Source organism: Kribbella sp. NPDC020701 (genome assembly GCF_055562215.1).
This window is the reverse complement of the sequence record NZ_JBVHFT010000006.1, coordinates 144,845-166,173: the sequence shown is the minus strand read 5'-3', so window position 1 is coordinate 166,173 and position 21,329 is coordinate 144,845. Positions and strand designations below refer to the sequence as shown.

The following is a 21,329-nucleotide window of genomic DNA, read 5'->3' as shown; positions in this document are numbered from 1 at the left end:
CCGACTCCCTTCAGTGCGAGAGGCACACTTCATGCTCATTCGTTCGTACGTGCAGTCTGACCTGGCCCGGATCACCGAGCTGACCATCGAGACGTTCCGGCCGTTCTACGAGGATTCCTTCCGCCCGCTCGTCGGCGAGACCGTCTTCGCCATCCAGCACGGCGGTTGGCGCGACGACTATCGCAAGCAGGTCCCGGAACTCCATGACCCCGGCAACCACAATTACGTCGCGGTCGCCGAGGAGAACGGCGTACTGGGCGGCTATGTCGCCTGGACCGTCGAGCCTGCCCGTCGGCACGGCAGCATCGTGCTGCTGGCCGTCGCGGCGGCGCATCGTCGAGACAATCTCGGCACCGTGCTCTGCGAGCACGCGTTCGCGGCGATGCGAGAGCACGGTGCGGAGATGGTCGAGATCGGCACCGGTGGTGACGATTTCCATGCGCCTGCCCGGGCTCTCTACGAGAGTCTCGGCTGCGTCAAGCTCCCGGTCGCGGTCTACTTCCGGGAGCTCTGATCCCGCGTCGTCCTAGTCGGCGCGGGGTCCGAGCCGGCGTCGCCTACGGGCGGGCGTACCGGCCGACCATCTTGACCAGGGTGTCCGGCGGAACGACCTTCACGTGTGGGGCGAGGCCGTCGACGATAGCCAGCACATTGTCGACGGACTTGCTCCAGGCGTGCCACACGACGACCGAGTAGCCGGCGGTGGTGTGTGGGTTGCGGGTGGCCGCGTTGAGCTCGGCGGTGACCGATGCTTCGTCGGCGCCGTCGAGTCCGTCCCAGAGCATCGTGCGGGCGGAGATGACCGGCTTGCCTTCGGACCAGACGACCTTGCCCTTGAGGCCGTCGTACCGGGAGTACTCGAGGTAGATCAGGCCGTCGATCTCGGGGCGCTTCAGGTACGACGACCAGAGGCTGGTGTTCTCGAAGGCGTCGAAGTCGATGATCTGCGCGACGGAGAGGTCGGCGCGGCCCATCGACTGGGCGAGTGACGCGGTGTGCTTCTCCAACGCGGCGGCCGGATACCTGCTCGGGTACATATAGCCGCCGCCGGACGGGCCGACGACCCAGCGGTCCTTGCGCGACTGGTCGTAATACCAGCGCATCACCGAGGGGGCGAGGTCGATGAGCGACGGTGAGATGCCCCAGCCGAGGTCGACCTCTCCGCGCCGGGGGCTGCCGAACCAGCGCTTGTCGGTCGGGAAGTCGCCCAGCATCCACTGGATGTTGTCCCCGTCGGTGATCAGGAAAGTCACGTAGTGGGCATTCGGATCCGGTTCGAGGGCCCTCCCCCCACCCCCTCCGCTCAGGTCGTTGCCTCGAGCCGAATCACCGGTGGACGTTCCGGTGGCCAGCGCCGGGTCGTACGGGCGCCCTCGCTGCGTCAGCCGGTCCTCGCTGATGCCGGACAGCACCGACAGGTTGCGGGCATGGTCGGCCGGCAGGGCCTTGACGCCGGCGGACGAGTTCACGCCGATGAACGCGTCCTCGCCGTTCGACGCGTCGCCCCAGCCGATCAGCGTGGCGTCGTCGTCGAGCGCGGTGACCACCTCGGCGCGGAAGCCGGAGTTGCCGTCGAAGAAGGCGAGCGTCCCCGCCATCGTCACGTAGTCCCGCAGTCGCTCCGGCCAGTCTCCTCTCTGCTCGACCGCGACGTCGTGCCGCAGCCGGGGCCAGTGGTTGTCGAACACCCAGCGGTCGTCCTTGTCCCGCACGTCCAGGACCTTGCGCAGTCCGGCCTGGACCGCGGTCGCCTCCAAGCTCTCCTCGATCGCGACGGCACCCGTCAGGCCGGCCAGCGTGGTCGCCACGTTGACCGACGGGGTGCCCGTTCGAAAGAGAACATATCCGTCGACGCCCGACCGGCTGACGGTTTTCCACAGGTCTCCGGTCCGGGTGCGTACGCCGTACCGGGAGACGAGGTCGTCGAGCCAGAACTGGTAGCCCAGCGACGGGATGTTCAGGTACAGCGACTCGCCACCGCGGCGCGCCAACAGGCCCTGGAGCGTGGTCGCGAGCGTCCGCTCGGCAGGACTCAAGGAGTCTTCGGTCAGCACGTTCAGCAGCCGCGGTCGCTGACCCTTGGGGTACGACGGCCGCACTGAAGGCGAGGCGCCGAAGGCGAACGACGGGGCGAGTGAGCCGAGTCCCAGCCCGGCGGTGAGGCCGAGGGCGCGGCGGCGGGTCAGGGTGAGACGTCGGCGATCGGACATGCAGTGCCTCCAGGGAGCGGCTGGTGACTGTCCTACGTTGTCATCTGCCCGGCGACGATGCCACAGCCGCCCTGGCACCACAAGACCTCAGCCCGGAATCGGCAGTCCATAACGCCGAAGTAGCCCGACCAGAGTCTCGACACCGGACGACAGGTCGAACAGTTCGGCCTGCAGTCCGACGCTCGCAGCGCCCGCCACGTTGGCTTCGTTGTCGTCGATGAAGAGCACCGAGGACGCCGGTACGTCGATCGTCGCGAGGATGGCCCGGAAGTACGCCGGATCCGGCTTGGCCAGCCCGAGGTCGCAGGAGTAGAACGTCTGGTCGAACCATGCGCCGTACCCGCGCTCGTCCTGCATGATCGCCCGCCGGTACGCCTGCTGGTTGGTCGCGAGGTGGCATCCGATCCCGGCCGTCCGCAGGTCGCCGATCAGCGAGATGACCGCCGGTTCGGCGGTGAACCAGTGCCAGGGCTCGAGTGCCTCCTCCAGCGAGGCCGGCGAGTTCCAGCGCGCGAGCACCTCGGCCACCGCGTCACGGAAGTCGCCCTTCCCGACCAGACTCGGCTTCTCGGCCGCCATCAGGTCGGCCACGAAGGCGTCGGTGTCGGAGGGGACGAGCGAGGACAGACGCGACCACCAGTCCTGGCTGGCGCGCTGGATGACGCCATCGGCGTCGAAGAGAACGGCGGAGACCATGCCGCCATCCTGTCAGGCGCCAACCGTTCACCTGCCGGGACCGGCCAAGGCAACCCCTTGACCGGTTCAGTCGGTATGCGCTTACCTAATGGCGACGTAAACATATCTGGACACCTTCCGGCGAAATCCAACAGAAAGCGCCAGGTGAGGCGTATGACCTTGAGTAGAAGGAAGTTCCTCGCGCTCGGCTCCGCCGCGGCCGCCGCGGGTCTCACCGGGTGCGGCTCCCGCAGCTCACTCGGCGGGTCCGACGAGCTCAGCATGTGGACCTGGGTCGGCTCCGTCAACGACGGCCTGATCGGTCAGGCGGAGAAGGCGATCCCGGGGTTCGACGGCATGAAGCTGGCGATGACCCGGATCGGGACCAACTACAAGACGAAGGTGCTGACCTCCCTGGCCGGCAAGTCGCTCGTGCCCGACATCGTCGCGATCAACGACGACGTGGCGACCTATTTCCCGAACCAGGACCAGTTCATCGATCTCAAGACGCTCGGCGCGAACGACCTCGAGAAGGACTTCCTGCCCTGGAAGTGGAAGCTCGGGATCACGCCCGAGGACCGGATGATGGCCTATCCGATGGACACCGGACCGACCGCGCTCTTCTACCGCACGGACATCTTCACCAAGGCCGGCATCGACACCGACCCGGCCGCGGTCGCGGAGCTCGCGCCCGACTGGGACAGCTACATCGAGCTCGGGAAGAAGCTCAAGGCCGCCGTGCCCGGCTCGGCCATCACCGACAACATCACCGGTGTCTACAGCTACGCGCTGGCCCAGCAGTCCAAGCGCTACATGACCGAGGACGGGCAGTACATCGGCGACCAGGACCACATCCGCCAGGCGTTCGACCTCTCGATCAGGGTCGTCAAGGAAGGCCTGTCCGCGAACGCACAGTCCGGTACGACGGACGCGAACGCCGTGGTCACCAACGGCAAGCTGGTCGCGTACAACGCTGCCGTCTGGTGGGCGCAGCTCGGGCCGAAGAACGCGGCCCCGAAGACGAAGGGACTCTGGCGGGTGACGGCGGCTCCTGGTGGCGCCGGCAACCGTGGCGGGTCCTTCCTGGCGATCACGAAGTACTGCAAGAACCCGGAGGCGGCCTTCGCGTTCATCAGCTGGCTGGAGTCGGCGAAGAACCAGGCCCAGGCGTTCCTCGACCCGGTGCTGTTCCCGTCCACCCCGGCCAGCTACACCGACCAGACGATGGCCGCACCGGATCCGTTCTTCGGCGGCCAGAAGATCGTCGACGTCTTCGCCGCGTCGGCCAAGAAGTACCCCGGCGCCTACTTCTCGCCGTACGACAGCATCATCGGTACGCCGCTCGGCGCCGAGCTGGTGAATGTCGAAGTGGCCGGGAAATCGCCGGACCAGGCCTGGGCGGACGCGCAGCGCCAGATCGAACGTGAACTCACCCGAGCGGGGGCGATCTGAGATGGCTGTCACCAGCAAGGTGCTCCCGGCGCCGATCAGTACGACCAAGGACCCCGGGCCGTCCAGGCCGCCGAACAAGTACCGCCAGGCGCTGCCGCAGTACGCGGCCGTCTCGCCGTTCTTCATCCTGTTCGCGGTGTTCGGTGCGTTCCCGGTGTTGTTCTCGATCTGGATCTCGTTCCATTCCTGGAACGGCATCGGGGCGATGAAATGGGTCGGGCTGCAGCAGTACAGCTACCTGCTCAGCGATCCGAAGTTCTGGCAGTCGATCGGCAACACGCTGATCATCTGGGTGCTGTCGACCGTGCCGATGCTGTTGCTGGCGCTGGTGATCGCCAACGCGCTGCACAACGCCACCCGGTTCCGCAGCTTCTACCGGGTCGCCTACTTCATCCCGAACGTCACCTCCGTGGTCGCGGTCACGATGGTCTTCGGCTCGATCTTCAGCAACAACTTCGGTCTGCTGAACGCGTTCCTGCAGTCGATCGGGCTGACCAAGATCGAATGGCTGACCCAGCCGTGGGGGATCAAGATCGCGATCGCGAGCATCGTCACCTGGCGCTGGGTCGGGTACAACGCGATCATCTTCCTGGCCGGCCTGCAGGCGATCTCCGGCGACGTCTACGAGGCGGCCAAGGTCGACGGCGCCTCGCCGCGGCAGACGTTCTGGCGGATCACCGTGCCGCTGCTGCGCCCGGTGATCCTGTTCACCGCCGTCACGTCGACCATCGGTGGCCTGCAGATCTTCACCGAGTCCCAGGTGCTGCTCGGCGACACCGGCGGCCCCGGCGGCTCGGGGACGACGATCGTGTCGTACCTGTATCAGAGCGCGTTCCTGAACAACCAGTTCGGGTACGGCGCCGCCATCGGTTGGGCCCTGTTCATCCTGATCGTGTTGTTCAGCATCATCAACTGGCGGCTGATCGGCGGTGGTGACGAGCGGATCGCCCGCCGTGCCGCCCGCCGGAACGCACGACAGACCGCGAACGGAAGGGAGCAGGCCGATGCGCGCTGACCGAGCCCGGAACATCGTCAGCCACGTGGTGCTGATGTTCGGCGTCGTACTGTCGATCTTCCCCTTCTACTGGATGGTGGTGATGGCCTCCAACACCACGCCGGACATCTTCACCTACCCACCGAAGCTGCTGATCGGATCGCACCTGTTCGAGAACATGGGCAAGGTGCTCGACAACATCGACTTCTTCGGCTCGATGCTGATCACGGTGATCGTCGCGCTCGCGGTGACGGCGCTGGTGCTGTTCTTCGACTCGCTGGCCGCCTTCGCGTTCGCGAAGTACGAGTTCCCCGGCAGCAAGTGGCTCTTCGGGCTGCTGCTGGCCACCTTCATGATCCCGGCCCAGCTGTCCCTGGTGCCGCAGTTCGTGACGCTGGCCGAGTTCGGCTGGATCGGGTCGCTGAAGGCGCTGATCATCCCGGGCGCGGCGAACGCGTTCGGGATCTTCTGGATGCGCCAGTACGCCCGCGGCGCCATCCCCGACGAGCTCATCTCGGCGGCCAAGGTCGACGGCGCCGGCTTCTTCCGGCAGTACCTGACCGTCGGCATCCCGGTGCTGCGGCCCGGCCTGGCGTTCCTGGGTATCTTCACGTTCATCAATGTCTGGAACGATTACCTGTGGCCGTTGATCGTGATGACCGACCCGAACAAGCTGCCGCTCCAGGTCGCACTGCAGCAGCTGAACGGCATCTACGGCACCGACTACTCGATGGTGATGGCAGGTGCCCTGATGAGTGTCATTCCGCTGATCGGCGTCTTCATCATCGGCGCCCGCTCCTTCATCGCCGACATCGCCGCCGGCGCGATGAAATTCTGACCGTAGTTCTGACCCTGCCAAAACAAGAACGGGACTCCTCTTGACTGACACCAAGCTTCGCTGGGGAATCATCGGCACCGGCAACATCGCGTCGAGGTTCGCCAGCCAGGTGCCGACGTCGGCGGCCAACGCGGTCGTCGCCGTCGGCAGCCGGTCGATCGACTCGGCCAACGCCTTCGCGGACAAATGGAACATCGCCAACCGGCACGGTTCGTACGACGACCTGCTGGCCGACGAGACCGTGGACGCGGTGTACGTCGCCACGCCGCACCCGATGCACCCCGAATGGGCGATCAAGGCCGCCGAGGCCGGCAAGCACGTGCTGTGCGAGAAGCCGCTGGCGATCAACAAGGCCTGGGCCGAGGCGATGATCGAGGCCGCGGTGCGCAACGACGTCTTCCTGATGGAGGCGTACATGTACCGCTGCCTGCCGCAGACCAAGCTGGTCGCCCAGCTGGTCCGCGACGGCGAGCTCGGCACCGTGCACCAGATCCAGGCCACGTTCGCGTTCGCCGCCGGGTTCCGGCCGGAGAGCCGGATCTTCGCCGACGAACTGGCCGGCGGCGGCATCCTCGACGTCGGTGGCTACCCGGTGTCGTACGCCCGGCTGATCGCCGGCGCCGCGACCGGACAGCCGTTCGCGGACCCGGCCGCCGTGACCGCGGTCGGGACCGTCGGCGAGACCGGTGCCGACGAGTGGTCGGTGGCGACGCTGTTCTTCGACGGCGGCGTGACCGCTCAGGTCAGTACCGGCGTACGGCTGCAGGACCAGAACCAGGTCCGCATCTTCGGTAGCAAGGGCTACCTCGTCATCGAGGACCCGTGGTTCGGCGGCGACGGCAAGCCGACCCACGTCACCCTGCACAAGGTGGGGGAGGAGCCGCAGGACATCTCCGCGGAGCCCGCCCTCATCTACGCGGCCGAGGCCGAGGCGGTCGCCGCGGCGATCGCGCAGCGGCAGGCCCCGGAGATGAGCTGGGCCGACACCCTCGGCAACCTCACCGTCCAGGACGCCTGGCGGGTCGCGATCGGGCAGCAGTACGCGAGTGAGCGCGACGACGCGCTGATTCCGACCGCGACCGGCCGGCCGCTGAAGCGCCGCGACGACGCCCCGATGATCTACGGCAAGGTGGCCGGCCTGGACAAGCAGGTGTCCCGGCTCGTGATGGGTGTCGACAACCAGCAGACGCTCACCCACGCGGCCGCGATCTTCGACGACTTCGTCGAGCGCGGCGGTACGACGTTCGACACGGCCTACATCTATGGCGGCGGCCGCGGCGAGAAGCTGCTCGGCCAGTGGCTCACCTCGCGCGGCAACCGGGACGAGGTCGTTGTCATCGGCAAGGGTGCGCACACGCCGCACTGCGACCCCGAGTCGATCACCCGGCAGCTGAACGAGAGCCTCGAGCGGCTGCAGACCGACCACGTCGACCTGTACCTGATGCACCGCGACAACGAGGAGATCGCGGTCTCCGAGTTCGTCGACGTCCTCGACGAGCACTTCAAGGCCGGCCGGATCAAGGCGTTCGGCGGGTCCAACTGGTCCACCGCCCGCTTCGACGAGGCCAACGCGTACGCCGAGGCGAGCGGCAAGCAGCCGTTCACCCTGCTGAGCAACCACCTCAGCCTCGCCCGGGCGTACGACGTACCGTGGGCCGGGTGCCGGCACGTGTCCGACGACGAGTCGCAGGCGTGGTTGCGGGAGCGGCAGGTCGCGCTGTTCCCGTGGTCGAGCCAGGCGCGCGGGTTCTTCACCGGACGGGCCAAGCCGGAGGACCGGTCGGACGAGGAGCTGGTGCGCTGCTTCTACTCCGACGAGAACTTCCGCCGCCTCGACCGGGCCCGGGAGCTGGCGGCTGCCAAGGGTGTCGAGCCGACCGCGATCGCGCTGGCCTGGCTGCTGCACCAGCCGTACCCGGTGTTCCCGCTGATCGGGCCGCGGCACATCAGCGAGACCCGGACCTCGACGCCGGGCCTGTCGGTGACCCTGACGGACGAGGAAGTGGCCTACCTCACTGCCTGATCCACAGCTGTGGACCGAATTGGTCGTGCGTCGGCCCGCATGTAACATGGTCTGTCGGTGTCACGACCCTGAACACGGAGAATCATGTCTAAGAAGTGCGATGTCTGCGGCAAGCAGCCGACGTTCGGCAACAGCGTTGCCCGCTTGGGTAAGGGCGCGATGATCCGCCGGGTCAAGGCTCGCACGCCCCGGCGGTTCAACCCCAACATCCAGCCGGTCCGGGCGCTCATCAAGGGCACCCCGACCAAGCTCAAGGTGTGCACGTCCTGCATCAAGGCAGGAAAGGTCCAGCGCGTCGTCGGCTGACCCCAGCTTTCACTCCGTGTAGGGCCTTGAAATAGGCGCCCGGGATCACCCCGGGCGCCTATTTCGCGTGTGTTCTCAGAGCTTTCGCGCCACCACGGTGATCTCGTTGCGGTTGTGATGCAGCTGCCGCGCGTGCAGTACGTCGTACTCCTGGCGCAGCACGTCCAGACCATGCCGGGCGCCGTCGAGCGGGTTCTTCCCGCCGCCCTTCAGCGTGACGATCGCCAGCCCGCCGCGGCGCAGGTGCGCGGCCGCGTCGACCATCATCCGGGCGCTCAGCACCTGGTCCATCCGCATGTCGTTCACCACCACGTCGAACCGGGTCCGGTTCGCCGCGAAGAACCGCCCGGCCGTCGTCGCCTCATGGTGGATCCGGCGATCACCCCGCAGCCGCGGGTCGAGCGAACCCGGGTCCACCGACCACACTTCCTGCCCGTGCTGCCGCAGAATCCGCGTCCACCCACCCGGTGAGGCGCCGAGGTCGACCGCCTTCCCACCGGCGGGCAGCTCCAGCCCGAAGGTCGCGATCGCCTCCTCCAGCTTGAACTCCGACCGCGACACCCGCTCGTCGGCCCGGGCCAGCCGCATCCGCCCACCCGGCCAGTCCGACAGGCTGTCCTCGAGCCGGTTCAGGCCGAGCAGGGTCGCCCGACGGCCGACGAAGCACGACACGACCAGCTCCTGACCGGAGCGGGTCACGGTCACCCCACGCTCGCCGAGCGCCTGCTCGATCCGGTGGTACGACGACCCGCCCGTGCCGGCGTTGTCCGTCCAGGCCTGCACGGCGAGCGCCTTCGGATACTCGGTCAGCTCACCCAGCACCAGCTCGGCGAGCTCGTAGTCCGGCGGCAGCTCCTCGAAGCTCGCGATCTCGACCGTCAGGTGCCGCACGAACATGATCCGCCCGGCGTCACACGCCTCAGCCAGCTCGTGCACCGTCGGACCGTCCATGACCCGCCCAAGGTCCCCGCTGACCCGCTCGATACGTACGGAGCGCCCGAACTCACCCCGGATCTCCCGCACAGCCCACTCATAACTGTCAGCAGCAACCGAGAACAGGACCGGGGAGAGCACAGCACATAGTAGGCGGACCGGTTAGCCTTCCGGGCGTGGAGGAACTGACCGTCGAGGTGTTGCGGGCCTGGGCCCGGACCGCGCTGGCCGAGCTCGGGCGCGCGCGGACCGAGATCGACGAGCTGAACGTGTACCCGGTCCCGGACGGTGACACCGGGACGAACCTCTACCTGACCTGGGAGGCCGCTTGCGACGCGCTGCCGCAGGGTGAGCTGACCTTCACGGAGGCAGTCCAGGCGTTCGGCCGCGGCGCGCTCCTGGGCGCTCGCGGCAACTCCGGCGTCATCACGTCCCAGCTCGTCCGCGCCTGCGGGCTCCGTCTGGCCGAGAACCTCCCGCGTGACCAGGCCGAGGGAGTGCTCGCGGATCCACGCATGAGCGAGCCCGTCGCTTTCGCGGACGCCCTGAAGTACGCCGCCGATGCCGCGTACGGCGCCGTGGCGCAGCCGGTCGAGGGGACCATGCTGACCGTCGCCCGCGCCGCCGCGACCGGCGCGATGACGGCCGCGAACGACGGGAAGAGCCTGGCCGACGTCTGCCTGGCCGCCGTCGCGTCCGCGCGGCAGGCGCTGACCAAGACCACCGAGCAGCTCGACGTACTGCGGCGCGCGGGCGTCGTGGACGCCGGGGGAGCCGGCCTGGTCGTGATCCTCGGCGCGATGGAGTCCGTGCTCACCGGGCGGCTCGTGCGGGTCGACGTACCCGCGCGGGTGCCGACCGAGAGTACGAGCGACCTGAGCCCGGAGGGCCCGGCGTACGAGGTCATGTATCTGCTCGACGCGCCGGATGACAAGATCAGTGACTTCCGGCAGAACCTCGCCGGCCTGGGGGATTCGGTCGTCGTGGTCGGCGGCGACGGGCTGTGGAACGTGCACGTCCACACCGACGACGTCGGCGCCGCGGTCGAGCAGGGCATCGACATCGGCCGGCCACACCGGATCCGGGTGACGCATTTCGCCGATCAGGCGCACCACCACGAGCCGGTCCCGAGCCGGGCGGTGATCGCGGTCGTGGCCGGCGACGGGCTGGCCGAGCTGTTCGCCGAGGCCGGCGCGCACATCATCAGAGGCGGACCGGGCCGGCGGTGTTCGACGGGCGAGCTGCTGCAGGCGATCGAGCGCTCGAAGGCACTGGAGATCGTGATCCTGCCCAACGACAACGACTCGATCGCGGTCGCCGAGGCCGCCGCGACCGCCGCCCGGCAGGACGGGATCCGGGTGGCCGTGATCCCGACCCGGGCGCAGGTCCAGGGCCTGGCGGCGATCGCCATCCACGACCCGGAGCGCAGTTTCGACGACGACGTCGTCCACCTGTCCGCCGCGGCCGGGCAGACCCGGCACGGCGCCGTGACGATCGCGGTCAAGGACGCCTGGACGATGGCCGGCCGGTGCCGGATCGGCGACGCGCTGGGCGTGGTCGACGGCGACTTCGCGCTGATCACCGAGGACCTCGAGGCAGCCGCGTTCGGCGTGGTGGACCGGTTGCTCGGCGGCGGTGGTGAGCTGCTCACGATCGTCACCGGACGGGACGCGGACCCCGCTCTGGCCGAAGCTTTGGAGCGGCACGTCCGGCGGAACCGCAAAGATGTCGATGTCGTGGTGTACGACGGAGGGCAGGACAGGTACCCGTTGCTGATCGGGGTGGAATGAAAACGGATATGGACCGGAAGCTCCGCGACTTCCTCGGTGCCAAGACGGCCAAGACCTTCGCGGACGTGCTCGAGATCGAGACCGTCAGCGAGCTCTTGCGGCACTACCCACGGCGGTACCTGAAGAAGGGTGAGCTGACCCCGTTCGACGAGCTCGAGGTCGGCGACCAGGCGACCGTCAACGGCCGGGTCAAGAAGGTCACCGTGCGGTCGCTGGACACCAAGGCCGAGATCCCGCTGACCGACGTACAGAAATGGGCCAGGCGCAAGACGCTGACCAAGGTCGTCGTGACCGATGGCCGGCGCGACCTGGAGCTCGCGTTCTTCAACCAGCCCTGGCTGGCGACCAAGCTGACGCCCGGGACCGCCGCCCTGTTCTGGGGCGAGGTGACGATGTTCCGCGACATCATGCAGCTGAAGAGTCCGGGCACCGAGATCCTCGACGAGGAAGACCTGTCCGAGGCCGAGATCGAGCGCCGGGCCCGGCCGTTCCGGCCGCTCTACCCGGCGACCGCGAAGTTGCCGACCGCAACGATCGAGCGCTCGGTGAAGATCGTCCTGGACAGCCTCGACGAGCGCCTCGACGACCCGATCCCGGAGCTGATCCTCCGCAACGAGAAGCTGCTCGGCCTGCGGGAAGCCCTGCAGAAGGTGCATCTGCCGGACACCGAGAAGGACATCCGGGACGCGCAGCAGCGGTTCCGGTTCGAGGAAGCGCTGGTGATGCAGACGATCCTGGCCCAGCGCCGGGCGGTCACCGACGCGCTCAACGCCGTACCGCGGCCGCGCGCGGAAGGCGGCCTGCTGGACGAGTTCGACCAGCGGCTGCCGTTCACGCTGACCGAAGGCCAGTCGGAGGTCGGGGAGGACATCTTCGCGGATCTGGCCCGCGCGCACCCGATGCACCGGCTGCTGCAGGGCGAGGTCGGCTCCGGCAAGACCGTGGTCGCGCTGCGAGCGATGCTGTCGGTGGTCGACAACGGCGGTCAGGCGGTCCTGCTCGCCCCGACCGAGGTGCTCGCCACCCAGCACCACAAGACGCTGACCAAGATGCTCGGTGACCTGGCCGAGCAGGGCATGCTCGGCGGCGCGGAGCATGCCACCCGGGTCGGTCTGCTCACCGGTTCGCTGAACGCGGCATCCCGGCGTACGGCGATGCTCGACGCGGCCAGCGGGGCCGCGGGGATCGTGGTCGGGACCCATGCGCTGCTCGAGGACAAGGTCCAGTTCGCGGATCTCGGGCTCGTGGTGGTCGACGAGCAGCACCGGTTCGGCGTCGAGCAGCGGGCCGCGCTGAGCCAGAAGTCGGGGGAGAACACCCCGCACGTGCTCGTGATGACGGCGACGCCGATCCCGCGGACCGTGGCGATGACGGTGTTCGGCGATCTCGCAGTCTCGACACTGACCCAGTTGCCGGCCGGGCGGTCGCCGATCCAGTCGTCCGTGGTCCCGGCGAAGGAGAAGCCGGACTGGCTGCAGCGAGCCTGGACCCGCGTCCGCGAGGAGGTCGGCAAGGGCCATCAGGCGTACGTCGTGTGCCCGCGGATCGGTGACGACGTGAAGAATGCGGCCGACGAGGAAGGCGAGTTCGTCCTCGGCGAGGAGGACAAGCCGCCGGCCGGACCCGGGTCGACGAAGCCGGCCCGCCCGCCGATCTCGGTGATGCAGGTGGCGGAAGCGCTGGCCGAGATCCTGCACGACCTGCGCGTGGAGATCCTGCACGGCCGGCTGCCCGCCGACGAGAAGGACGCCGTGATGTCGCGGTTCGCCGCCGGCGAGATCGACGTGCTGATCGCGACCACGGTGATCGAGGTCGGCGTCGACGTACCGAACGCCTCGACGATGGTGATCATGGACGCGGACCGGTTCGGCATCTCCCAGCTGCACCAACTGCGCGGCCGGGTCGGGCGTGGTCGCGTGCCGGGGCTCTGCCTGCTGGTCACGGACCTGTGGCCTGGTTCGAAGTCGTACGGGCGGTTGGACGCGGTGGCCTCGACCACGGACGGGTTCGAGCTGTCCCGGATCGACTTGGAGACGCGGCGCGAGGGCGACGTGCTCGGCGTGGCGCAGTCGGGCCGGCGGAGCAGCCTGAAGCTGCTCAGCGTGCTGCGGGATGAAGATGTCATCTTCGCCGCCCGGCACGTCGCCAACTCGATCGTCTCGGTCGACGCCGACCTGGCTGAGTACCCGGCGCTGCGATCCTTCGTCCGGAGCGCGCTCGAGTCGGAGACCACCGAGTACCTGGAGAAAACGTGACTGTGTTGAATGCCGCGCCTCCGGCGCGGGGGTCACGGGGCCTTGGCTCCCGTTCTTCCCTCGTCGCTCCAGTCGCCGCGCTCCCCGCGCTCCTCAGTCCAGACCGGGAGGCCCAGTGACCCGGATCGTCGGGGGCGCGGCGGGTGGGCGGCGGATCGTCGTACCGGCGGGGAGTGGAACGCGCCCGACCGCGGACCGGGTCCGGGAGGCGTTGTTCTCGTCGCTGGAGTCGGAGTTCGGCAGCTTCGACGGGCTCGCCGTCCTCGATCTGTACGCCGGATCCGGGGCGATCGGGCTCGAGGCGCTGTCCCGGGGAGCCGCGCGCGCTGTGCTGGTGGAGTCCGACCGGAAGGCGGCCGAGGTGATCGCGGCCAACATCAAGGTCGTCGGCCTGCCCGGCGCGACCGTGCTCACGCGCCCGGTAGAGAAGGTCGCGTCGGGGGACAGCCCGGCACGGTTCGACCTGGTCTTCGCGGATCCGCCGTACAAGCTGGAGACGGCCGAGCTGCAGGACGTGCTGACCGACCTGGCCGCGAAGGGCTGGCTGGCCGACGACGCGGTGGTCGTGGTCGAGCGCGGCAAGCGGGAGCCGTGGGAGTGGCCGGACGGATTCGCCGCGCTGCGGGATCGCAAGTACGGCGAGGCCCGCCTTTGGTACGGTCACCGCCATGGCTAAGGCGGTCTTCCCAGGGACCTTCGACCCGCCCACCAACGGGCATCTGGACATCATCGCCCGGGCGTCGGCCGCATTCGGCGAGGTGATCGTCGCGGCCGGGGTGAACCAGTCGAAGAACCGGCTGTTCAGCCCCGAGGAGCGGATCGAGATGCTGACCGAGCTCGCCGCGCCCTTCGGCAACGTCCGGATCGGCACCTTCGAGGGCCTGCTGGTCGACTACTGCCGGGCCGAGGGCGCCGGGGTGATCGTGAAGGGCCTGCGGTCGGCCGCCGACTACGACTACGAGCTGCAGATGGCCCAGCTCAACCACGCGATGACCGGGGTGGACACGGTGTTCCTGCCGACCCGCGCGGAGAACGCTTTCATCTCCTCCAGCTGGGTCAAGGAGATCGCCCGCCTCGGCGGCGACGTAGCCTCGTTCGTGACCCCAGCCGTTCACGCACGGTTACTCGCGAAACTCTAGGATTACCCCGAATTGGGCGTGTGGCCGGGGAGTTGGTAATGTAGAGCACCGGTCTCGATGAGACCGAGATCTTGCCCTGCCCACGCCTGAAAGGGATGTCCTGAGCGTCTTGGACCCGCGGTCCCCACTCGTGATCGACACGCACGAGCTGTCGCGCCGCGCCGGGTCCCAGCGCGAAGTCACCTTCACGGCACCGGCACCGGCAGATCTCGGAATCGACGTGATCGGTGTCCCCGAAGGCGATCCGATCCAGTTCGATCTACGGCTGGAATCGGTTGTCGAAGGGGTTCTCGTCACCGGGACGGCCCGCGGCCGACTGGTCGGGGAGTGCGCGCGGTGCCTGGTCGATATCGAGGACGAGTTTCTCGCTGACGTCCAGGAGCTGTACGTCTACCCGGAAAGCGAAGCCGGACCGGACGAGGCCAGCCGGATGGAGGGCGATCTGATCGACCTCGAGCCGGTGCTGAGGGACCAGGTGGTGCTCGCACTGCCGTTCCAGCCGTTGTGTACGGACGACTGTCCGGGTCTGTGCCCCGAGTGTGGGGTACGCCTGGCGGACGAGCCCGGCCACAAGCACGAGGACGGTGTCGACCCGCGCTGGGCGGCCCTCGGCGGCCTGCTCCAGCAGGACGAACGACCGCAGGACAACTGAAGACCGAATACACGTCAGCTAGCCGGCCGGGTCAACCAGCCCCCGGCCGAACCGAGGAGTCATAACCGTGGCCGTTCCGAAGCGGAAGATGTCGCGCAGCAACACCCGCAGCCGCCGGGCCCAGTGGAAGACCACTGCCCCGTCGCTGGTGACCTGCGTGAACCCCGCCTGCCGCGCGAAGCACCTGCAGCACACCGTCTGCCCGACCTGTGGTCAGTACGGCGCCAAGGGCGAGCGTCGCCAGGTCGTCGAGAGCTAAACGGCACCAGGAAGTGAATTCGGTCAACGAAACGGGGCTCTACGCCGAGCTGAACCAGCGGCTCGGCGTATCGCTGGCTGACGCACTACTGGAGCACGCCTTCACCCACCGTTCGTTCGCGTATGAGAACGGTGGGCTGCCGACGAACGAGCGGCTGGAGTTCCTCGGGGACTCCGTGCTCGGCGTCATCGTCACGGAGTCGCTGTTCCGCAACCATCCGGACCTGTCCGAGGGCCGGCTGGCCAAGCTGCGCGCCGCCGTGGTCAACATGCGTGCCCTTGCCGGGGTCGCCCGCGATCTCAAGCTCGGCAAGTACCTGCGGCTGGGCCGCGGCGAGGAAGCGACCGGCGGCCGGGACAAGTCGTCGATCCTGGCCGACTGCGTCGAGGCACTGATCGGCGCGGTCTACCTGGACCGGGGATTCGAGACCGCCGGGGCCGTCGTGCACACGCTGTTCGACGACCTGATGGAGTCGTCGGCCCGGCTCGGTGCCGGCCTGGACTGGAAGACCTCGCTGCAGGAGCTGGTCGCTCAGCTCGGCGTCGGCGTACCCGAGTATGTGATCGCGGAGTCCGGGCCGGACCACGCCAAGACGTTCGAGGCGCGGGTCCGGATCGGTTCCGAGACGTACGGTCACGGCATCGGCCGGAGCAAGAAGGAAGCCGAGCAGCAAGCCGCCGAAACCGCCTGGAAGGCCCTGCGCGCCGCGCACCCCGACAGCACGGACCCCTCACAGCAGCCCTGAGGTGCCTGAACTTCCCGAAGTAGAGGTCGTCCGCCGGGGTCTGGCGCAGTTCACCACCGGCCGGACCATCGACGCGGTCGAGGTCCTGCACCCCCGCCCGGTACGGCGCCACGCCGCCGGGCCGGACGACTTCGTGGCCCGGCTGAAGGGCCAGGTGTTCACCGAACCGGCTCGGCGCGGGAAGTACCTGTGGCTGCCGCTGGAGTCCGGGGACGCTGTACTGACCCACCTCGGGATGAGTGGGCAGTTCCGGGTCCAGCCGATCGGCGCGCCGGACGAGCCGCACCTACGGGTCCGGTTCCGGTTCGCGGACGACGGCGGAGAGGTCCGCTTTGTGGACCAGCGGATGTTCGGTGGTCTGTCCTACTCCGAGGGTGGTGCCGAGCTGCCGGCGGAGATCGCCCACATCGCCCGCGACCCGTTCGATCCTCTGTTCGATCCGGAGGCCGTCGTGGCCGCGATCCGGCGCCGCAAGACCGGTCTGAAGCGGGCTCTGCTGGACCAGACCGCGATCAGCGGAGTGGGCAATATCTACGCTGACGAAGCGTTGTGGCGCGCCAAGCTGCACTACGCCCGGGCGACGGAAACGATGAAACCCTTACAGATAAGGGAGATCGTCCGGCACGCCCACGAGGTGATGGCCGCCGCGCTGGACGTCGGCGGGACCAGCTTCGATGCCCTGTATGTCAACGTCAACGGGGAATCCGGCTACTTCGAGCGTGGCCTGAACGTCTACGGGCAAGAGGGATCGCCGTGCCCGCGCGACGGCCGCCCGATTCGTCGGGAGCCGTTCATGAACCGTTCGTCGTACCGGTGCCCGAAATGTCAGCCGGTTCCGCGCCATGTCCGCTGGTGAGCGAGGTATCGTTAATAAACGTGGCCCAGGTTGACCGTCGGCCCCGCCGGTGTCACCCTGAAAGACGGCACACATTTTCGGCGCTCCAGTCGTGACCAGGCCTTGGGGCGCACAGGCCAGAACCCTTCCGGAGGACAGCACAATGGCCAAGGCTCTTCTAGGGCACCTTGGAGGCACTGACCCGCGCATGCTCGAGCAGGTTCGTCTGCTCAACCGGCGTGTCGCCGACCTGGAGGCGCACGTGATGCGGCTTCAGGCAGAGAACGACCATCTCGTCGCACAGGTCCACGAGGGCAGACTGCTCACCGTCGACGAGGCACTGCGCGCCCCTGCTTCGGTCTGAGGACCCGAGCCGCGACAACAGAGTTCCATCTCTACCGTCCGCATCACCACGGCGGTGGCCCCCGTCCGGGCCTCCGCCGGTTCTATGTTCATCGCATGTTGTGCTTCCTGACCTTTTGCCGGCCATTCTGATCGGTCGGCCTCCGCTGGTTCGCGGCGATCTCTTTGTAGACTGCGAAGCGGAACTACTTCCCCCGGGTAGCGGCAGCGTCACGAGCAGTTACGACGGTTCCCCAGGTATCGTCTGTCCTTTCACGGGTTGGAGAGCATCGCTTTGTATCTGAAGAGCATGACGCTCCGAGGCTTCAAGTCCTTCGCGTCGGCCACGACGATGAACTTCGAACCGGGCATCACCTGCATCGTCGGCCCGAACGGCTCCGGCAAGTCCAACGTCGTCGACGCCCTCGCCTGGGTGATGGGCGAGCAGGGCGCCAAGTCGCTGCGGGGCGGCAAGATGGAGGACGTCATCTTCGCCGGCACCTCCGGCCGCGCCCCGCTGGGCCGCGCCGAGGTGGTGCTCACCATCGATAACGCAGACGGCGCTCTGCCGATCGAGTACGCCGAGGTGACGATCAGCCGGACGATGTTCCGCAACGGCGGGTCGGACTACCAGATCAACGGCCAGAGCTGCCGCCTGCTGGACGTCCAGGAACTGCTCAGCGACTCCGGTATCGGCCGCGAGATGCACGTCATCGTCGGCCAGGGCCAGCTCGACTCGATCCTGCGCGCCACGCCGGAGGGCCGGCGCGGGTTCGTCGAGGAGGCGGCCGGCGTCCTGAAGCACCGCAAGCGCAAGGAAAAGGCGATCCGGAAGCTGGAGGCCACCGAGGGCAACCTGCACCGGCTCGGTGACCTGATCACCGAGATCCGCCGCCAGTTGAAGCCGCTCGGGCGCCAGGCGGAGGTGGCGCGGCGAGCGGTGACGATCCAGGCCGAGGTCCGGGACGGCCGGGCGCGGCTGCTGGCCGACGACATCGTCCAGGCGCAGTCGGCGCTGGAGGCGGAGCTGCGGGACGAGGCCGCGCTGACCCAGCGGCGGACCGAGACCGAGGCCAAGCTGCGCGAGGCCCGCGACCTGGAGGCCGAGCTCGAGGACGCGCTCCGCGAGGACGCGCCGGCCCTGCAAGCCGCCCAGGACACCTGGTACCAGCTGTCCGGCTTCGGCGAGAAGATCAGGGGCACGGCGCGGATCGCGGCGGACCGGATCCGGTCGCTGAACGACGAGGCCGAGGAGCCGCGGGCCGGTCGCGACCCCGACGAACTCGAGCTGGAGGCTGCCCGCGTCCGCGAGACCGAGGCACAGATCGAGGCCGAGGTCGAGGCGCACTCCGAGCTGCTCGCGGAGGCCATTGAGCGCCGCCAGCAGCTGGAGTCGCAGGAAGCCGAGGAGGAGCGCCGGATCTCCGCGCTGATCCGGGCCGCCGCCGACCGCCGCGAGGGCCTGGCCCGGCTGACCGGCCAGGTGAACGTGCTGCAGAGCCGCGCGGCCGCCGCCGAATCCGAGATCGGCCGCCTCGCCAGCAACATGCACGAGGCCGAGGTCCGGGCCGGCAAGGCGCAGCACGACTTCACCGCGTTGGAGACCCAGGTCGCCGGGCTGGATGCCGGCGAGAAGGGGCTCGACGATCAGTACGAGGCCGCCCAGGCGGTTCTCGACGAGATGGACGAGCGCCTGGCGAAGCTGCGGGCCGAGGAGCGCGACGCCGAGCGTGAGCGCACCGGTCTGGCCGCGCGGAAGGAAGCCCTGGAGCTCGGCCTGAACCGCAAGGACGGCGCCGGCGCCCTGCTGGCCGCCTCCGAGCAGGTGAACGGCCTGATGGGCTCGGTCGCCGCCCTGTTGAGCGTGCGGACCGGGTACGAGACCGCCATCGCGGCCGCGCTCGGTGAGGCCGCTGATGCGGTCGCGGTGACGCACACCGAGGCCGCACTGCAGGCCGTCGGGCACCTGAAGCAGCACGATCTCGGCCGGGCCGGGTTGCTGCTGGGTGACGCCCCGGCCGACGACTACACGCTGTGGCCGCCGTTGCCGTACGGATCGTCGTACGCCGTCGATGTCGTGGAATGCCCGGAGAGTCTTCGGCCGGCGCTGCGGCGGCTGCTGCGCAAGGTGGCCGTGGTGGACGACGTGCCGGCGGCGCGATCGCTCGTACGGAACCTGCCCGACGTCACCTGCGCCACCCGGGCAGGCGACGTACTCGGAGCGCACTTCGCGTACGGCGGTTCGGACGCGGCGCCGAGCCTGATCGAGGTGCAGTCCGCGGTCGACGAGGCGGCGGAGAAGCTGACCGAGGCGACGGCGCGCAGCGAGCGGCTGCGGTTCGAGCTGGCGGGGCTGGAGGACGAGCGGGCCCGGCAGAAGGAGTCCGTCGAGATCACGCTGGCCCGGCTGCACGAGTCGGACGCCGCGATGGCGGCCGTCGCCGAGCAGCTGGCGCATTTCGGGTCGCTGGCGAAGGCGTCCCGCGGTGAGGCGCAGCGGATGGCCGAGGCGATCGCCGCGGCCGAGGAGGAGCGCGACAAGAACCTGTCCGGCCTGGCCGAGCTCGAAGAGCGGCTGATGGACGCCGAGGCGTTCGACGACGACGGCGACGAGCCGGACACCTCGGAGCGTGACCGGCTCGCTGAGGCGGCCAAGGCCGGCCGGGCGACCGAGATGGAGTCGCGGCTCGCGCTGCGGACCACCGAGGAGCGGGCCCGGGCGCTGTCCGGACGGGCCGACTCGCTCGAGCGCGCGGCGCGGCAGGAGCGCGAGGCCCGGGCGCGGGCGATCGCGCGGGCAGCACGTCGCGCCCGCCAGGCGGAGGCGGCCCAGGCCGTGCACCTGGCGGCTGGTCACGTGCTGGCCCGGCTGGAGTCCTCGCTGCAGCAGGCGGCGTCCGAGCGGGCGGCGATCCAGGCGCAACGGGCCGATCGCGAGCAGGCGCTGGCGCAGGCCAGGTCCGCGACGCGGAACCTGAGCTCCGACCTGGAGCAGCTGACCAACACCGTGCACCGCGACGCGCTGGCCCGGGCCGAGCACAAGATGCGGCTCGAGCAGCTCTACGAGAAGGCGCTCGGCGAGATCGGGATCGAGGTCGACGCCCTGGTCGCGGAGTACGGCCCGGACCAGCTGGTGCCGCCGCTGCCGAAGGACGGCGACGACGGCACGCTGGAGCTCGAGGGCGAGCCGTTCAACCGGACCAAGGTCGAGAAGCGGCTCAAGCAGGCCGAGCGCGCACTCAACCAGCTCGGGCGGATCAACCCGCTCGCGCTGGAGGAGTTCGAGGCGATGGAGGAGCGGCACCGGTTCCTGTCCGAGCAGCTGGAGGACCTGCGCAAGTCACGCCGCGACCTGATGGACATCGTCAAGGAGGTCGACGAGCGGGTCGAGCAGGTGTTCACCGAGGCCTACCGCGACGTCGAGACCGCCTTCGAGCACGTGTTCAGCCGGCTGTTCCCCGGTGGTGAGGGCCGGCTGGTCCTGACCGATCCCGACGACATGCTCGCCACCGGTATCGACGTCGAGGCGCGCCCGCCCGGCAAGAAGGTCAAGCGCCTCTCGCTGCTCTCCGGCGGTGAGCGCTCCCTGGTCGCCGTCGCCTTCCTGGTCGCGCTGTTCAAGGCCCGCCCCTCGCCCTTCTACATCCTGGACGAGGTCGAGGCGGCCCTGGACGACACCAACCTCGGCCGCCTCCTGGAGATCTACGAAGAGCTCCGCGAGAACAGCCAGCTCCTGGTCATCACCCACCAGAAGCGCACCATGGAGGTCGCCGACGCCCTCTACGGCGTCACGATGCGCGGCGACGGCGTCTCCGCCGTCATCTCCCAACGCATCCGCGAACCCGAACCGGTGTAGCGAGCTGTGTCTCATCGCGCTACGC

Annotated in this window: 19 protein-coding genes; 16 read left to right on the top strand and 3 right to left on the bottom strand. The window is 68.8% G+C overall.

The genetic code is table 11. The annotated features are described in order from the left end of the window. Nucleotides 1-31: 31 nt before the first annotated feature. Nucleotides 32-514, top strand: a complete 483-nt coding sequence (locus tag ACZ3HV_RS16365) for a GNAT family N-acetyltransferase (RefSeq protein WP_465685044.1) — start codon at nucleotides 32-34, stop codon at nucleotides 512-514. 43 nt (nucleotides 515-557) lie between these two features. On the opposite strand, the gene ACZ3HV_RS16360 is transcribed toward ACZ3HV_RS16365, so the two are convergent. Next, nucleotides 558-2,210 (bottom strand): GxGYxYP domain-containing protein, encoded by a 1,653-nt coding sequence (locus ACZ3HV_RS16360; RefSeq protein ID WP_465685042.1) that lies wholly within the window; start codon nucleotides 2,208-2,210, stop codon nucleotides 558-560. Nucleotides 2,211-2,297: 87 nt separating this feature from the next. Further along, on the bottom strand, nucleotides 2,298-2,906 hold the full coding sequence (locus ACZ3HV_RS16355) for an HAD family hydrolase (RefSeq protein WP_465685040.1): 609 nt from the start codon (nucleotides 2,904-2,906) through the stop codon (nucleotides 2,298-2,300). Nucleotides 2,907-3,059: 153 nt separating this feature from the next. Here ACZ3HV_RS16355 and ACZ3HV_RS16350 point away from each other — a divergent pair, with 153 nt between their 5' ends. The 5 genes from ACZ3HV_RS16350 (at nucleotide 3,060) to rpmB (ending at nucleotide 8,498) form a co-directional block, all read left to right on the top strand. After that, nucleotides 3,060-4,337, top strand: coding sequence for an ABC transporter substrate-binding protein (locus ACZ3HV_RS16350; RefSeq protein WP_465685038.1), 1,278 nt, complete (start codon nucleotides 3,060-3,062; stop codon nucleotides 4,335-4,337). A gap of 1 nt (nucleotide 4,338) precedes the next feature. After that, on the top strand, nucleotides 4,339-5,352 hold the full coding sequence (locus ACZ3HV_RS16345) for a carbohydrate ABC transporter permease (protein WP_465685036.1): 1,014 nt from the start codon (nucleotides 4,339-4,341) through the stop codon (nucleotides 5,350-5,352). Next, nucleotides 5,342-6,169: a carbohydrate ABC transporter permease gene (locus ACZ3HV_RS16340; protein ID WP_465685034.1), complete on the top strand. Its 828-nt coding sequence runs from the start codon at nucleotides 5,342-5,344 to the stop codon at nucleotides 6,167-6,169. The genes ACZ3HV_RS16345 and ACZ3HV_RS16340 overlap by 11 nt, the downstream gene beginning before the upstream one ends. 40 nt (nucleotides 6,170-6,209) lie before the next feature. Then, nucleotides 6,210-8,192 carry an aldo/keto reductase gene (locus ACZ3HV_RS16335; protein WP_465685032.1) on the top strand — a complete coding sequence of 661 codons (1,983 nt, stop codon included), beginning with the start codon at nucleotides 6,210-6,212 and terminating at the stop codon, nucleotides 8,190-8,192. Between the two features lie 84 nt (nucleotides 8,193-8,276). Continuing rightward, nucleotides 8,277-8,498 (top strand): 50S ribosomal protein L28, encoded by a 222-nt coding sequence (gene rpmB, locus ACZ3HV_RS16330; protein WP_130449155.1) that lies wholly within the window; start codon nucleotides 8,277-8,279, stop codon nucleotides 8,496-8,498. A 75-nt stretch (nucleotides 8,499-8,573) separates the two neighbouring features. Here rpmB and ACZ3HV_RS16325 read toward each other — a convergent pair whose 3' ends face one another. After that, the gene (locus ACZ3HV_RS16325) at nucleotides 8,574-9,521 is read right to left on the bottom strand and encodes an SAM-dependent methyltransferase (protein WP_465685030.1); all 948 of its coding nucleotides are present in this window, start codon (nucleotides 9,519-9,521) and stop codon (nucleotides 8,574-8,576) included. 86 nt (nucleotides 9,522-9,607) lie between these two features. Between ACZ3HV_RS16325 and ACZ3HV_RS16320 the strand changes: the two genes are divergently transcribed. From ACZ3HV_RS16320 to smc, 10 genes are all read left to right on the top strand, one after another. Next, nucleotides 9,608-11,221: a DAK2 domain-containing protein gene (locus ACZ3HV_RS16320; protein ID WP_465685028.1), complete on the top strand. Its 1,614-nt coding sequence runs from the start codon at nucleotides 9,608-9,610 to the stop codon at nucleotides 11,219-11,221. Continuing rightward, on the top strand, nucleotides 11,218-13,476 hold the full coding sequence (gene recG, locus ACZ3HV_RS16315) for an ATP-dependent DNA helicase RecG (protein WP_465685026.1): 2,259 nt from the start codon (nucleotides 11,218-11,220) through the stop codon (nucleotides 13,474-13,476). Before ACZ3HV_RS16320 ends, recG begins: the two co-directional genes overlap by 4 nt. A 115-nt stretch (nucleotides 13,477-13,591) precedes the next feature. Beyond that, complete coding sequence (gene rsmD, locus ACZ3HV_RS16310) at nucleotides 13,592-14,152, top strand: 16S rRNA (guanine(966)-N(2))-methyltransferase RsmD (protein ID WP_465685024.1); 561 nt, start codon at nucleotides 13,592-13,594, stop codon at nucleotides 14,150-14,152. Further along, a complete protein-coding gene (coaD, locus tag ACZ3HV_RS16305; RefSeq protein ID WP_465685023.1) occupies nucleotides 14,145-14,615 on the top strand; it encodes a pantetheine-phosphate adenylyltransferase in 471 nt (156 codons plus the stop codon). Before rsmD ends, coaD begins: the two co-directional genes overlap by 8 nt. Nucleotides 14,616-14,745: 130 nt before the next feature. Next, nucleotides 14,746-15,267: a YceD family protein gene (locus tag ACZ3HV_RS16300; RefSeq protein ID WP_360364997.1), complete on the top strand. Its 522-nt coding sequence runs from the start codon at nucleotides 14,746-14,748 to the stop codon at nucleotides 15,265-15,267. A gap of 67 nt (nucleotides 15,268-15,334) precedes the next feature. Continuing rightward, entirely contained in the window at nucleotides 15,335-15,526 is a 192-nt protein-coding gene (gene rpmF / locus ACZ3HV_RS16295) for a 50S ribosomal protein L32 (RefSeq protein ID WP_077012766.1), read from the top strand. A gap of 13 nt (nucleotides 15,527-15,539) precedes the next feature. Then, nucleotides 15,540-16,271 (top strand): ribonuclease III, encoded by a 732-nt coding sequence (gene rnc, locus ACZ3HV_RS16290; protein ID WP_465685020.1) that lies wholly within the window; start codon nucleotides 15,540-15,542, stop codon nucleotides 16,269-16,271. 1 nt (nucleotide 16,272) lies between these two features. Continuing rightward, nucleotides 16,273-17,127 carry a bifunctional DNA-formamidopyrimidine glycosylase/DNA-(apurinic or apyrimidinic site) lyase gene (gene mutM / locus ACZ3HV_RS16285; RefSeq protein WP_360365001.1) on the top strand — a complete coding sequence of 285 codons (855 nt, stop codon included), beginning with the start codon at nucleotides 16,273-16,275 and terminating at the stop codon, nucleotides 17,125-17,127. A gap of 187 nt (nucleotides 17,128-17,314) precedes the next feature. Next, a complete protein-coding gene (locus ACZ3HV_RS16280) occupies nucleotides 17,315-17,470 on the top strand; it encodes a hypothetical protein (protein WP_233712037.1) in 156 nt (51 codons plus the stop codon). Between the two features lie 273 nt (nucleotides 17,471-17,743). After that, the gene (smc, locus tag ACZ3HV_RS16275; RefSeq protein WP_465685517.1) at nucleotides 17,744-21,304 is read left to right on the top strand and encodes a chromosome segregation protein SMC; all 3,561 of its coding nucleotides are present in this window, start codon (nucleotides 17,744-17,746) and stop codon (nucleotides 21,302-21,304) included. Nucleotides 21,305-21,329 lie beyond the last annotated feature (25 nt).

Bases quoted from the DNA above. Each gene is read 5' to 3' on its own strand.
- ACZ3HV_RS16365 (WP_465685044.1), top strand. From the start codon at position 32: ATGCTCATTCGTTCGTACGTGCAGTCTGACCTGGCCCGGATCACCGAG.
- ACZ3HV_RS16360 (WP_465685042.1), bottom strand. From the start codon at position 2,210: ATGTCCGATCGCCGACGTCTCACCCTGACCCGCCGCCGCGCCCTCGGC.
- ACZ3HV_RS16355 (WP_465685040.1), bottom strand. From the start codon at position 2,906: ATGGTCTCCGCCGTTCTCTTCGACGCCGATGGCGTCATCCAGCGCGCC.
- ACZ3HV_RS16350 (WP_465685038.1), top strand. From the start codon at position 3,060: ATGACCTTGAGTAGAAGGAAGTTCCTCGCGCTCGGCTCCGCCGCGGCC.
- ACZ3HV_RS16345 (WP_465685036.1), top strand. From the start codon at position 4,339: ATGGCTGTCACCAGCAAGGTGCTCCCGGCGCCGATCAGTACGACCAAG.
- ACZ3HV_RS16340 (WP_465685034.1), top strand. From the start codon at position 5,342: ATGCGCGCTGACCGAGCCCGGAACATCGTCAGCCACGTGGTGCTGATG.
- rpmB (WP_130449155.1), top strand. From the start codon at position 8,277: ATGTCTAAGAAGTGCGATGTCTGCGGCAAGCAGCCGACGTTCGGCAAC.
- recG (WP_465685026.1), top strand. From the start codon at position 11,218: ATGAAAACGGATATGGACCGGAAGCTCCGCGACTTCCTCGGTGCCAAG.
- coaD (WP_465685023.1), top strand. From the start codon at position 14,145: ATGGCTAAGGCGGTCTTCCCAGGGACCTTCGACCCGCCCACCAACGGG.
- ACZ3HV_RS16280 (WP_233712037.1), top strand. From the start codon at position 17,315: ATGCTCGAGCAGGTTCGTCTGCTCAACCGGCGTGTCGCCGACCTGGAG.